General features: G+C 35.6%; 12 protein-coding genes. 4 read left to right on the top strand and 8 right to left on the bottom strand.

The window, feature by feature from the left end:
* Positions 1–58: 58 nt before the first annotated feature.
* Positions 59–1,726: a formate--tetrahydrofolate ligase gene (locus RBH94_RS12275; protein ID WP_307881165.1), complete on the top strand. Its 1,668-nt coding sequence runs from the start codon at positions 59–61 to the stop codon at positions 1,724–1,726.
* Positions 1,727–1,875: 149 nt separating this feature from the next.
* Positions 1,876–3,294 (top strand): hypothetical protein, encoded by a 1,419-nt coding sequence (locus RBH94_RS12270; RefSeq protein ID WP_307881164.1) that lies wholly within the window; start codon positions 1,876–1,878, stop codon positions 3,292–3,294.
* 236 nt (positions 3,295–3,530) lie between these two features.
* Here the strand turns inward: RBH94_RS12270 and RBH94_RS12265 are convergent, their stop codons facing one another.
* The gene (locus RBH94_RS12265; protein WP_307881163.1) at positions 3,531–4,397 is read right to left on the bottom strand and encodes a hypothetical protein; all 867 of its coding nucleotides are present in this window, start codon (positions 4,395–4,397) and stop codon (positions 3,531–3,533) included.
* 308 nt (positions 4,398–4,705) lie between these two features.
* On the opposite strand from RBH94_RS12265, the gene RBH94_RS12260 reads away from it, so the two are divergent.
* Together RBH94_RS12260 and RBH94_RS12255 are read left to right on the top strand one after the other, a co-directional pair.
* Positions 4,706–7,342 (top strand): glycoside hydrolase family 3 C-terminal domain-containing protein, encoded by a 2,637-nt coding sequence (locus RBH94_RS12260; protein WP_307881162.1) that lies wholly within the window; start codon positions 4,706–4,708, stop codon positions 7,340–7,342.
* A gap of 9 nt (positions 7,343–7,351) precedes the next feature.
* On the top strand, positions 7,352–8,443 hold the full coding sequence (locus RBH94_RS12255) for a hypothetical protein (protein WP_307881161.1): 1,092 nt from the start codon (positions 7,352–7,354) through the stop codon (positions 8,441–8,443).
* A gap of 61 nt (positions 8,444–8,504) precedes the next feature.
* On the opposite strand, the gene RBH94_RS12250 is transcribed toward RBH94_RS12255, so the two are convergent.
* The 7 genes from RBH94_RS12250 to RBH94_RS12220 all read right to left on the bottom strand — a co-directional run bounded on the left by RBH94_RS12250 (position 8,505) and on the right by RBH94_RS12220 (position 13,904).
* Complete coding sequence (locus tag RBH94_RS12250; RefSeq protein WP_307881160.1) at positions 8,505–9,548, bottom strand: NAD(P)-dependent alcohol dehydrogenase; 1,044 nt, start codon at positions 9,546–9,548, stop codon at positions 8,505–8,507.
* A gap of 24 nt (positions 9,549–9,572) precedes the next feature.
* Positions 9,573–10,502 carry a DMT family transporter gene (locus tag RBH94_RS12245; RefSeq protein ID WP_307881159.1) on the bottom strand — a complete coding sequence of 310 codons (930 nt, stop codon included), beginning with the start codon at positions 10,500–10,502 and terminating at the stop codon, positions 9,573–9,575.
* A 3-nt stretch (positions 10,503–10,505) separates the two neighbouring features.
* Positions 10,506–10,877 (bottom strand): DUF2255 family protein, encoded by a 372-nt coding sequence (locus RBH94_RS12240; protein ID WP_307881158.1) that lies wholly within the window; start codon positions 10,875–10,877, stop codon positions 10,506–10,508.
* Between the two features lie 229 nt (positions 10,878–11,106).
* Entirely contained in the window at positions 11,107–11,505 is a 399-nt protein-coding gene (locus RBH94_RS12235) for a cupin domain-containing protein (RefSeq protein ID WP_307881157.1), read from the bottom strand.
* Between the two features lie 22 nt (positions 11,506–11,527).
* A complete protein-coding gene (locus RBH94_RS12230; RefSeq protein WP_307881156.1) occupies positions 11,528–12,748 on the bottom strand; it encodes an NAD(P)-dependent alcohol dehydrogenase in 1,221 nt (406 codons plus the stop codon).
* 11 nt (positions 12,749–12,759) lie between these two features.
* Positions 12,760–13,281 (bottom strand): cupin domain-containing protein, encoded by a 522-nt coding sequence (locus tag RBH94_RS12225; protein WP_307881155.1) that lies wholly within the window; start codon positions 13,279–13,281, stop codon positions 12,760–12,762.
* A 170-nt stretch (positions 13,282–13,451) separates the two neighbouring features.
* The gene (locus tag RBH94_RS12220; protein ID WP_307881154.1) at positions 13,452–13,904 is read right to left on the bottom strand and encodes a cyclophilin-like fold protein; all 453 of its coding nucleotides are present in this window, start codon (positions 13,902–13,904) and stop codon (positions 13,452–13,454) included.
* Between the last annotated feature and the right edge of the window lie 24 nt (positions 13,905–13,928).

Raw genomic sequence — 13,928 nt, 5'->3', positions numbered from 1 at the left:
ATCACGATATAAATAGTCTTTATTTTTTAACTTTAAAAGAACTAAAACTAATAAGATTATGACTGATTTAGATATAGCCAAAACGGTTACCTTAAAGCCTATTTCTGAAATTGCCAAAAAGTTTGGTGTAAATACTGAGGACATTGAAATGTACGGAAAGTATAAGGCCAAACTACCTTTAAAATATATCGATAAAGAAAACGCCTCAAAAAGCCATTTAATATTAGTTTCTGCTATATCACCAACTCCGGCCGGAGAAGGAAAAACCACGATGTCTATTGGCCTTTCTGAAGGCTTAAACAGGTTAGGTAAAAAAACGACAGTGGTTTTAAGAGAACCCTCATTAGGACCAGTTTTTGGCATAAAGGGAGGTGCCACCGGTGGCGGATACTCACAGGTATTACCTATGGAAGATATCAATCTTCATTTTACCGGAGATTTTTCGGCAATTGAAAAAGCACATAACCTCTTATCTGCGATTATTGATAATAATATTCAAAGTAAAACCAATTCCTTACAATTAGATCCCAGAACCATTAGCTGGAAGCGCGTGGTAGATTTAAACGACCGAGCTTTAAGACGTGTTATTGTAGGTTTAGGAGGCACAACGTCGGGTATTCCAAGAGAGACGGGTTTCGATATAACGGCGGCTTCCGAAATTATGGCTATTCTTTGTTTAGCACAAAACATTACTGATTTAAAAACACGATTAGGAAATATTTTTATCGGCTATACCTTTAATAAAACCCCAATATATGCTAAAGATTTAAAAGCTGAAGGCGCTATGGCCGCCTTATTAAAAGACGCTATAAAACCAAATTTAGTTCAAACTATTGAGGGGAATCCTGCAATTATTCATGGTGGGCCCTTTGCTAATATTGCTCAAGGAACCAACTCGGTAATTGCCACACTAATGGGGATGTCGCATTCGGAATATACGGTAACTGAAGCTGGTTTTGGATTCGATTTAGGCGCCGAAAAATTCTTTGATATTAAATGTCAAAGTGCCGGATTAACGCCTAAAGCCGTAGTATTAACTACAACTATTCGCGCTTTAAAATACCACGGCGGAGCTGAGTTAAATTCATTAACAACAGAAAATCTTGAAGCTTTAAAAAAAGGACTTCCTAATCTTGAAAAACACCTTGAAAATATTACAAAATTTAAAGTACCGGCTATTATTGCAATCAATAAATTCTCCAGTGATACAGATACTGAAATTGATATTATAAAAGAATTTGCTACCTCAAAAGGGGTGAAAATTGCATTAGCCGATATCTGGGCAAAAGGTGGCGAAGGCGCTATAAACTTAGCTAAACAAGTTATTGAGGTTGTGAAATCAAATACATCGGATTTTAAACCTTTATACCATTGGAAATCTTCTGTTAAAGATAAGATTGAAACCATTGCTAAAGAAATTTACGGTGCCGAGCATGTAGATTACACAACGAAAGCGAAAGCCCACCTGAGAAAAATTACAGACTTAGGTTTAGATGGATTACCTGTGTGCATTGCAAAAACTCAAAAATCCTTATCTGATAATCCCAAATTATTGGGGCGCCCAAAAGATTTTATTATCACTGTTCGCGAAATTGAAATTGCTTCAGGAGCCGGCTTTTTAATTCCGATTACCGGCGATATTATGCGCATGCCCGGACTTCCTGCCCACCCTGCTTCAGAACATATTGATATTAATGATGAAGGTGAAATTACCGGCTTGTTTTAATTCTAGCCTAGAACACACAATAAGATTTTCAGTTCAACACCAAAGCGCATACATTCAATAAAAGTCCTTTTATTTCTATATTGATGTATTTATTTTAATTTAGACCTTTTTCAAACGCAACCTTAACCTATCATTTGCTTTCTTTTGTTATGAATAAACTAAGAAACTACGTTTTTCTTTTAATTTGCTTTAATACTTTACTTCTAGAGGCGCAACACTATAAAAACCAATTCTCAACAGACATAATACAAGCCAAGGATTTGGTTGAAGTTATCGACTGGAGTCGTTTTCACAATATGTCCAAGACTTCTCCTCAACAACTAATGATGGGAGAAATATTGCTAAACACCAATAAATATGCTTTATCATCTTGGTGGGAAAAACGTGGTTTTTCAAATACACCATTGGACAATTATTTGAACTTAAAAGGAGTCTCTGAACATTATATTCGACCTGTAGCAGCCGAAGCTGAAGCATTGGCAGCATCATTAAAAATGGGGCTCTACAACAGTTCAGTTACAGGGGTATCCAAAGAAATAGCTCAGGCTAAAACCATTCAATTAATTAAAAGCTTAGTTCATACGCACCTTTCTAACTCTACCGAAGGTTGGGGAAGAAAATGGCAATCTGCGTTGTGGGCTGGTTATACAAGTTTTGCATCATGGATAATGTGGGACAAATTAGATGAACTCACCCAACTGGAAACATTAGCAATGATTTACAACGAATGTGATTGGATCATAAAAGACAAAGACTTACCAACCATAAAAACCTACCAAGACCTCGATGGAGCCTTTATTAGTCCTGGTGATACTGGTGCCGAGGAAAATGCCTGGGATAGCCTGATATTAAGCGTAGCCTGTGCCATGATGCCTGAGAATCCTAAATTTAATGAATGGATGAACAAAACCATTTTCTTAAATATTAATGCCCTTGCCTGTCCCAGCGATTTAGATATTAACAAAAAATACAACGGTAAACCTTTAAAAGAATGGTTAGTTGGCACTAATATTAATGACGATGGCACCATTGTAAATCATCATTTTATCCATCCAGATTATATGACTTCACCATTTGAGTTTAATGCTGTAAGGTTTTTTGAATTAGCAAAATCACCAACACCTAAGGCCTTAAGAAGACACTTGAATTTAGTATATAAAGCATTTACCGAATTACATTTTAAAGAAGGAGATTCTATTACGGGTGGCATTGTAAAGTCTCCGGGGGGTACAATTTTTAAAACCAAATCGGATGCCATCTTTTACCCTTTAGGAACTGATTGGGGCGAAGGCCGACGCATGAATTTTGTCTCCTTTTGCAGCACGGTATCCGCTTTCTCGAATAACAAATCAATACGTAAAGAAGCTTCAAAATGGGTTTTAAAATATGGACAAGTTGTACTAGACATGCAAAACCGTTTTGACGATAAACATACTTATTTAGATAAAAGTGAGGATAGCTATCCGTCTCGTGAAGAATGGGTGGCAGATAAGGCTTTAACAGCATATCTAACAGAAACACTTAAATTACTTGGTAAACCTAAATTTACAAATAAGAAATTCGAATAAGTGAACAATTAATGATTTTTGAGTCTAAATAAGAACCTTTAAAAGTTCGTCTGATTCCGATAATAGTGATATTAAGAAAACTCAATAAATATTAGAACTCTGAAAACATACACAATATTAATTCAGGTAATAATAACACTTTAGATCTATTGTAAAAAAGTGATATTCACATCAATTTCATACAACTATGAAACCATAAAAAAAAGCTCTGATTATAGAGCTCTTTTTTTACTTTTTTACACAACAACTTCATTCAGGTTTTTATTTACAAAAGCTTGAAATTGTTCATTATTTCGAAGCTTTTCAAAATGCTTTTCGTTGAGAATTTCTTCGTTTAGGGTGTCTGATAATGAAATTGCCTTTTGAATATCTTTAATAGCTTCAGCTTGTCTATCTAACTGCGCATATGCGCAAGCCCGTTGCCAGTAAGCTAGAGAATATTCATCATCATGCTCAATAGCTATATTTGAAAGGTTTAAAGCCCAGCGTACTTCTCCTATTTCTAATAAAGCATCCGCCTTATAGGTCATAGCTTCAATATCGTTTGGGTTAATCTCTAAAATTTCATCATAAATGGAAATTTTATCTTCTTCACTTTTTTCTAATCCTGCACGCATCCATAAAGAATGTATAGAATTGGTATTAGTAATTTCCTGTTGCGTATTGATAATTATTTTAGAGCGCTCGACCATTTTATTTTCAATCTGTTGCAACCTTTTTTCATAATCACCTGTTAATGTTTGTATCTTTTTAGCTGTATCAATTTTAATACTCTTTTTTATATCATTTAACGAACGCCATCCCAAAAGCACAAGTAATGACGCTGCCGCAGTTATGATATAAAAGATATTATTTACCGTACTTGTGGTATATTGAATGGCTCTATCTGATGAATCTAATCTGGCTTCAGCTATTTGCTTAGCTAGTTCTCCCTTTAAACGTTGATTATCCTGCCTTAAACTCTTTATCTCGTCAAGAATGTAACGCTCAATTAAAGGTTTATATAGAGGTGTCTCAATGGTGTTGCTCAAGGTGTCTTGAGTGTTAGCAAAAGAAACAAATGATAAACTGCATATAGATATGACTAACAAGGCTCTAAGCATGACTTAATACGCTATTTTATAGATTTTTATATTTTTTGCAAACTTCAAATAATTTATCGAATTGACAAGTTATATCTTCGTTAAATTTTAAATAAGTATAAGCTGTTTTGCATCATATCGGTCTTATTTCTTTGAAGGTTTGTTTTATTATAACAAACTAATCTGAAAAAAGGTGTATTTGAATGTACAACCTACTCTATCATTTAAACCTTATTTAAAAGGAAATTATCTAAATAATCTTGCAAAATGTAATCGATTTCATTAATATTGAACTAACTAAAAAAATGTTTTAACCAACACCAAACTAAATGAATATTAAACCAAACGCTTTAAAAAAGTGCTTCATTGCCTTTTTTCTATTTTTAAGTTATTTAGGCATTGCTCAAAACACCGAAATTGACTTTTCTTATTTAAATACTAATTTATCCTTTGAAAAACGAGTTGACATTTTGGTTAACCAGATGACCAATGAAGAAAAAATTAGTCAACTTGTTAATGATGCTGACGCTATTCCTAGATTAAAGGTCCCTCAATATAATTGGTGGAACGAATGTTTACACGGTGTTGCTAGAGCCGGTTATGCTACGGTATTTCCTCAATCGATTTCTGTAGCAGCTTCGTTTAATAAGTCACTTTTAAAAGAAATTGGCGATGTGATATCCGATGAAGCCAGAGCCAAACATCACGAATTTGTTAGAAACAATAAAAGAGGAATCTACACGGGCCTCGATTTTTGGTCACCCAATATCAATATATTTCGTGACCCTCGTTGGGGACGCGGACATGAAACCTATGGAGAGGATCCTTTTCTAACAGGAGAGTTAGCTTCTCAGTTTATTTTAGGACTTCAAGGTGAAGATTCTAAATATTTAAAAACAATCGCTACTTCAAAGCATTTTGCGGTTCACTCGGGCCCTGAAGCATTAAGACACTCTTTTGATGTGGATGTAAGTGACAGAGATTTATATGAAACGTATCTACCAGCTTTTAGAAAAACAGTTATTGATGCTAAGGTATACTCCATCATGGGGGCTTACAACCGATTTAGAGGTGAATCGTGTAGCGGTAGTGATTTCTTATTAAACAAGATATTAAGAGACGATTGGGGCTTTGATGGTTATGTTGTCTCCGATTGTGGTGCTATTCGAGATATTCATACAGGCCACCATATAGCAAAAACCGAAGCCGAAGCTGCTTCCATTGGACTAAAAGGAGGTTGTGACCTAAACTGCGGTAGTTACTACAACTATTTAACTGAAGCTCTAGAACAAGGTTTGGTAAGTGAGGGTGATATAGATTTGGCAGTAAAACGTACCTTGTTAGCGCGATTTAAACTGGGGATGTTTGATAGTGAAAATGACGTTGAATTTTCAAAAATCCCATATAGCATTGTTTGTTCCGATGCGAACAACAGTTTAGCTAAAAAAGCGGCGCTGGAAAGTATTATCCTTTTAAAAAACAGCGATAATTTATTGCCGTTAGACAAAAATAAACTTAACAAAATTGCCATTATTGGTCCGAATGCAGACAATTGGGAATCACTTTTAGGTAACTACCATGGTACTCCTAAAAATCCGGTTACCTTTTTAACAGGCTTAAAAAATAAAGTGGAGCCTGTTATTGAAATATCATATGCTGAAGGCTGTCACCTTTCGGAAGAAAAATTAAACTTGAAGCCCATTCCTTCTGTGTTTTTTGAAACTCTTGACGGTAAACAAGGTTTAGAGGCTTCATATTTTAATAATGTTAAATGGGATGGCTCACCAGTTTTACAACGTATAGATGATAATATTGATTTTTCATGGCAAAACGATCCGATCTCTGTTGAATTAGACGATAACTTCTCGGTACTTTGGAAAGGTTACTTGGTGCCACAAACATCAGGTTCTTATGAACTAGCAATTTTATCAAAACGAGGGATGTCCTTAAAAATTGAAGGACAAGATATTACTAATGGTAAAGGTTCTGCGCATCACCCTAAATACGCCACAAGCATTTTAAACCTAAAAGCAGGAAAAAAATATGAAATTGAGGTTAGATATTCTAGTGATGAAACCAATGCTTTGGCACAAATGCTTTGGGCCAGAACAGATACGAATAAAATTCAAGAAGCCGTTGAAATAGCTAACAATGCAGATCTTTCTGTTGTCGTATTAGGATTATCACAGCGTTTGGAAGGCGAAGGTGGTGATAAAAAAGACTTAGATTTACCACAACAACAAACCGAACTACTTAAAGCCATAAAAGCCACTGGTAAGCCCGTAATTTTAGTTATTAATGCGGGAAGCGCACTGGCTATTAATTGGGCAAAGGAACATGTAGATGCCATTATTAATGTGGGATATCCTGGTGAAGAAGGCGGAAATGCGCTGGCAGATGTCATTTTTGGAGATTATAACCCTGCTGGAAGATTACCCATTACCTATTACAATTCACTAGGTGATTTACCACCTTTTGAAGATTACAACATGAAAGGGAGAACCTATCGCTATTTTGAAGGCGAGCCGCTTTATCCTTTCGGATATGGCTTAAGTTATACGACGTTTAAATATTCTGACTTAATATTTCCAAAGCAAATCAAAGCTGGAGCAAATCTTGACGTATCTGTTAAAGTTACAAATTCAGGAAACCGCTCTGGCGATGAAGTTATTCAAGTGTATTTAACCGACGAGAAAGCATCAACTCCAAGACCAATTAGACAGCTTGTAGCATTCGACCGTATCCACTTAAAACCAAACGAATCTAAATCCATTAATTTTACAATTACTCCAAGACAGCTTTCATTAATTAATAAGCAAACAAAACGGGTTATTGAGTCTGGTAATTTCACCCTTTTTGTTGGTGGTGAACAACCAGGTTTTAAAGGAAATAACAACGCAACGTCTACCGAAGTTATTTCAGGAGCATTTAAGGTTAAAGGTACTTTAGAAGTAGAAGGACTTTAATACTATACGATGAAATATTATAAAAGCCCAATATTAATTTTATTAGGAATTGTCATGCTTTCATGCAGTTCAATTTCTCTAAATACGAAAAAGAAGAATACTAATGTTTCTATTAAAAAAGACGCGTTTTATATAAACAATCAAATCACTTATAAAAACAGATATTGGAACCATAACAAAATTGAAGGACTACTCTTTAATTCCAGAATGGTTCAAGGTATATTCGATGATTTAAACCCGGTTACCAGACAAAATTTCATTTACCCTGACACCAAAATCTGGGATGCGGAAAGAAATACCAACGAATTTGTAAAGGCCATGCCCACATGGAAATCCCATGGGCTACTAGCCTTTACATTAAACTTACAAGGAGGAAGCCCTACCGGCTATGGCAACAAAGATTGGGAAAACTCAGCCTTTGATCATAAGGGGAATTTAAGACACAAATACATGCACCGATTGGAAAAAATATTAGATACAGCGGATCGCTTAAATATGTTAGTAATTCTTGGATACTTCTACTTTGGGCAAGATCAGTTTCTAACTAATGAGGAAGCCATTATCAATGCGGTTGACAATATTACAGTTTGGATTTTGAAAAAAGGTTATAAAAACATATTGGTTGAAATTAATAACGAATGTGATATACATTACGATCATGATATATTAAAACCTAAACGTGTTCCAGAACTTATAAAACGCGTTAAAAACCTTAGCAAAAATGAATTGCTGGTAAGTACCAGTTATCGTGGGAATCGTGTGCCTTCAGATTCTATTATAAAACATTCTGATTTTATTCTTCTTCACGGAAACGGAGCCAACCCCGAAGAAATAAAAAAACTGGTAAATAAGGTTAAATCTTCTGAATCCTACACCACAAAACCTATTGTTTTCAATGAAGATGATCATTATGATTTTAATAAGGAATCTAACAATTTACAATCTGCCATCGAATCGTATGCGTCATGGGGTTATTTTGATTTTAGACGTGACGGCGAAAGTTTTAATGAGGGATTCCAAAGTGTTCCTGTAGATTGGGGAATTAATTCGGCCCGAAAAAAATCATTTTTTAAAAAACTTAAAGATATAACCAACAAATAAAAAGGCGCAGATAATATCTGCGCCTTAAAATGCTCCTAATATTTGCGCTATTAATCAGTTCTTAGGAGTTCATATCAATCACAAAACGATACTTAACATCGCCTTTTTCTAATCGGTCAAGAGCTTCATTAATTTCAGAAGTATTTATTAATTCTATGTCTGCGGTAATATTATGCGTTTTACAAAACTCTAACATTTCCTGTGTTTCTGCTATTCCACCAATATTAGATCCGGAAAAACTCTTACGACCATTTACTACGTTAAAAGCTCCTACTTCTAAAGGTTCGTTTGGTAAGCCTACTAATACCAAGCTACCATCTACAGCTAACACATTTAAATAAGCATTCACATCGTGCTTTGCCGAAACCGTATCTAGTACCATATTGAAACCCGATTGCGCTTTCATTTGCTCTGGGTCTTTAGACAAGACAGCTTCGTCTGCTCCTAAACGTTTTGCATCGTCCATTTTATCTTGTGATGTTGTAAACACCGTAACATGCGCGCCCATAGCTTTGGCTATTTTAACCGCCATATGCCCAAGACCTCCTATACCTACTATACCCACTTTTTTACCAGGTCCTACTTGCCAATGTTTTAAAGGCGAGTATACGGTTATACCTGCACACAATAATGGTGCTGCAGCTGCCAAATCATCAAATGTAGGCATTTTTAAAACATAATCTGCATCACAAACAATTGTTTGTGAAAACCCGCCATAAGTTACTCCCCCAATATGTTTATCTGGTGCATTAAATACTAAGGTCCAGCCTTCTTCACAAAACTGCTCTTCTCCATGATTACATTGCGTACAATGCCCACAACTATCTACAATACATCCAATAGCTGCAAGATCACCTATCTTAAATTTAGAAACCTTCTCTCCTATTTTAGTGACTTTACCAACAATCTCATGTCCTGGAACAATTGGGTAAACAGTTGCTCCCCAGTCGTTGTGTAGTGCATGTAAATCTGAATGACATATACCGCAATATAAAATCTCTATTTCAACATCATTTTCTAGTACGGTTCGTCGCTTAATATTCATGTCTTGGATAGGAGCATCTGCTGATTCTGTTCCATACGCTTTTGTTTCTAGTGTTTCCATAATTTTTAAGTTTTATAGTTTTACTTAGCTTTTTACTTTAACTAACGCCATTCTTAATTTTGAATTTTTCCAATTCATAGTTACTAAACACACCCCTGTAATAACCATAATTGTCGCCACTGGTTTATCCCAAGTTAAAACATCTTGACCTACTATAATCGCTACAAAAGAAGCCACTATGGGTTGTAAATTCATAAAAATACTTACTGTGCTTGCTTCTAGCCTTTTTAACGCAAAAGGCATAAGAAAAAATGCCAATGTTGTTGAAAAAAGCAGTGCAAATATTAAATAACCATAGGTTTGCAAAGTCGCATTTTCAGAATATATTGCCTGATTTTGTAAACTACTACCACTAAATGGTAAAGCTACAAGAGCAGATACTAAAAACATCCATTTAGCGATAGTAATCGGTTTATATTTTACCGAAATAGTTCTAGTCAATACCAAATACCCCGCATAGCAACACACACATAACACAGCAAATAAAATACCTAGCGTATTATTACTCCCTGCACTTTCTTGTGTAGCATTTAAGAGAATAATTAATGCCGCTCCTGAAATACTAATGATAATACCTAATATTTTTATTTTAGAAACAAACTCATTAAGAAACAACTTTGAAAGCCCTAAAACTACTACCGGTGTTAGTGCCATTAGCAAAGAAAAAATTACAGGTGAGGTGTATTTAAGTGACTGAGAAAATAAAAACTGGGTTCCTATAAACCCAATTAAACCACCTATAATTAAAATCGGAAGATCTCGCTTTTCAACTTTACTATCTTTTACAACTGTTCCCAATAACCAAAATAAGATGGCTCCAAAAAACATTCTTGTTGTTGTATAGCCCATTGGTGTCATCCATTGCTCCATAAGCGCCTTAGTTACGGGTATGTTAAGACCAAAAATGGTATTAGCTGATATGATAGCCAAAAGCCCTTGTTGTCTTTCTTCCATACATTACTTTACTATTTTAATTGTAGCTGCTTTTGCTCGATCGCTAATCATAGAATTTAAATAAGGACTCGTGGCATATTTAACCTTATAAGCTTCATCGATTTGATTATTAATTTCTCCTGAAATAGGTTCATAGTGTACAGCATACTCCTTACCTGCCGCTTTTATTTTTCCTGCTTTTTGTTTTAAAGCCGCATCATACCATCGAGATGCTGTACCGTTATATGCTCTAACATAAAGGTCCCCATCAACTTCTACAACCCAAATCCATGTAAGGGTTCCATAAGTTTTCCCATCTTCACGAAAGGGTGCGATATGAAAATCGTTGCGTTGGGCTATTTCCTGAATATCTTCTTTTGTTAATTTACTACTCATAATTTCTTTTACATGTTATACCCTGGTATAGTTTCATTACCCATAATATCGTCTGGATATATCTTTTCTTTCCACGATTGCAATGAGAAATCCTCAATGCTCACCGAATATGATTCTTCACCAAAACCAAAAAACCTTCTGAGCTGCTTCTATTAGCGCTTTTGTTAATTCCTGTTTTTGGGCTTCGCTTTTTCCTTCAAGTAATTTAACCTGAATATGTGGCATGATTTTATTTTGAATATTGTTCGTCTGATACTTTCTCCATCCAGGTAACCACTTCGCCATTCACTTCTTCCTGAATCGCAATATGACTCATGGCTTTGGTTGCCGATGCGCCATGCCAGTGTTTCTCATTAGGCTCAAAGTATACAATATCTCCAGGACGAATTTCTTCTACGGGACCGCCTTCCTTTTGAATCCAACCTAAACCTGATTGCACAATTAATGTTTGCCCAGCAGGATGTGTATGCCAAGCCGTTCTTGCGCCAGGCGCAAAGGTTACAAGCGCTGCAGCACCTTTAGTGACATTTTCAATATTTTGATATAATGGATCTACAATTACATCGCCCGTAAACCATTCTTCTGGTCCTTTCATTGAAGGAATTGTTCCGTTTTTATATATTTTCATTTGATTTTTATTTTATTATCTATTAAAATGTAGCCGCATCAATCACATAACGGTAGCGTGCCTTTTTGTTATACACATCGTCCCATGCTTGATTGATTTGATTTGCTTTTATTATTTTTATTTCTGGTTTAATACCGTTATCGGCACAGAAATGAACGACTTCCTGAGTTTCGGGAATTCCTCCAATTAGCGAGCTATTGTAGTTCACTCTATTAAACATCATATTGAAGTTATTGACCGTGTATTGCCCCCCTATTGGAACTCCTACCTGAGTAAAAAATCCGTTAGGCTTCACACAATCCATATAAGACGACATTTCGTAAGCATAAGGAATGGTAGATATCATATAATCCATCTTTCCTCTCCAAGGTTGTAACTTGTCTAAGGAGTCTACCACAATCGCTTCTTTAGCTCCCCAAGATTTTATATCCGAAACTTTATCTGCGGACGTAGTAAAGGCATATACTTCAGCACCTTTAGCCACAGCAAGTTTTACAGCCATGTGCCCTAAACCTCCAATACCTGCAACACCTACTTTATCTCCTATTTTGAAATTCGCTTTCATTAAAGGGGAATACGTTGTAATACCAGCACACAATAATGGGGCAGCTTCTTCAAAACTAATATGTTCTGGAATATGAACCGCAAAATGATCTCGAACTACAATCTTATCTGAATAACCTCCCTGAGAAATCCCTGTTGGTTCGGCATTCGTAGGATATCCGTAAGTGAATAAGGTTTGTCCGTTTTGGCAATAATGTTCTTCGCCGTGGGTACAGTTGTCACATTCCATACAGCTGTCCACCATACAACCAACACCCGCTCTGTCTCCAACCTTAAACTTGGTAACATTTTTACCAACGGCAGCAACAATACCTACGATTTCGTGACCAGGTACCTGTGGATATTTTTGAGGTCCCCAATGCCCTTTCATTTGATGAATATCGGAATGACAAATACTCGCAAATTTAATATCGATTAAAACATCATCATCGCCTACAGGTCTGCGCTCAAATTCCCATGGGCTTAGCTTACCAGACTCATCAAAAGCAGCATAACTTTTAGTTTTAATATTCTTACTTATATCTATCATATTTTCTTGTTCCAGCTTACTATTTGTACTTGAATGTCCTTCAAACGGGGTCGCACCCATTAGCATCATACCTGCGCCTAGAGTTCCAGACTGCTTAATAAAACTTCTCCTTGAGTTTAGCTCTTCCTGTGGTTTAGCATGCTTTTTCATTTATTTAGAATTTACAAGTTATTATACTGTTCATCGGTTACAGCTTCCATCCAATTAACAATGCCTTTTTCGGTATTAGGTACGATATACATTTGCTGCAACCCTTGGTTTGGGCTTGCTCCGTGCCAATGCCTTTTGTTTGGAGGACACTTAACCACATCTCCTTTTTTCATAATTTGAATAGGTTCTCCCTCCAGTTGATGGTAGCCTACACCATCCGTAATAATCAATATTTGTCCTCCTGGGTGGGTATGCCAGTTACTACGGGCACCAGGCTCGAAATAGACATTCCCAACCAAGGTTGTATAGGTTGAATCCATAGCCACCAACCCCGTGTTATAAGCATTTCCTGTAAAAAATTTATCAGGTCCTTTTTGGCCTTTAGGGAAGATAAAATCTAAGTTGCTACTTTCTTTCTCTACAACTTGATTTTGTTTTTCATTTGAAGTTGTTTCTGCTTTTTGCTTACAACTTTGAAATAATCCTAATGTAGAAATTATTAATACTAAAATGGTACGACTTAAATATTTCATTTATACTAACTATTTAAATATTTCCTGTTTCGACTTTCTTACACTTTATTTTAAGCGCTAAACATCAACATATTAACCCCTAAAAAAGTCTCACTAATTTACAATTTTAATCCCTGCTTTATTTAAACTATTCAATCTAATCCTTATAAAATTCAAACAATTACTCTTCTCTAATCTTGAACTAATTCAAAAGTTACAGAGACTCCACCAACGTCTTTAAGTTTCTCGATACCATTATTATCAATCATCCCCAAACTTATTAATCCATTTGCATGGCCAAAATCCTTATAGAATATCGCCACATCGCCCCAAGGGGCATAATACGTAATATCTCCTTTTGATGGCTTGTAACCGCTAGGAGCACCTTCTGACGTCAACTTTCTTTCCGGATAGAAGATCTTCTCATTTCTTGCATAATCCTCTAATTCTGTCGTTATAGGCAATAAAGCAATAAAGTCTCTTGTTGTTGCATTATCATAAATAACTGCTGTAAGCTCTGTATCTTCAAAAGTGATTTTTAGTTTCATATTTTCCATGATGTTTTGTTGATTAACCTCCGTACTATTTACTTCCCAATTTACAGAGAAGAAACCTATAAATCCGCATAATGAAAGTAGTAACAAGGTTTTCATTTTTATCAGAATATT

Source organism: Aestuariibaculum sp. YM273, from assembly GCF_030908365.1.
GTDB lineage: Bacteria > Bacteroidota > Bacteroidia > Flavobacteriales > Flavobacteriaceae > Aestuariibaculum > Aestuariibaculum marinum.
This window is presented reverse-complemented; position numbering and strand designations above follow the sequence as displayed.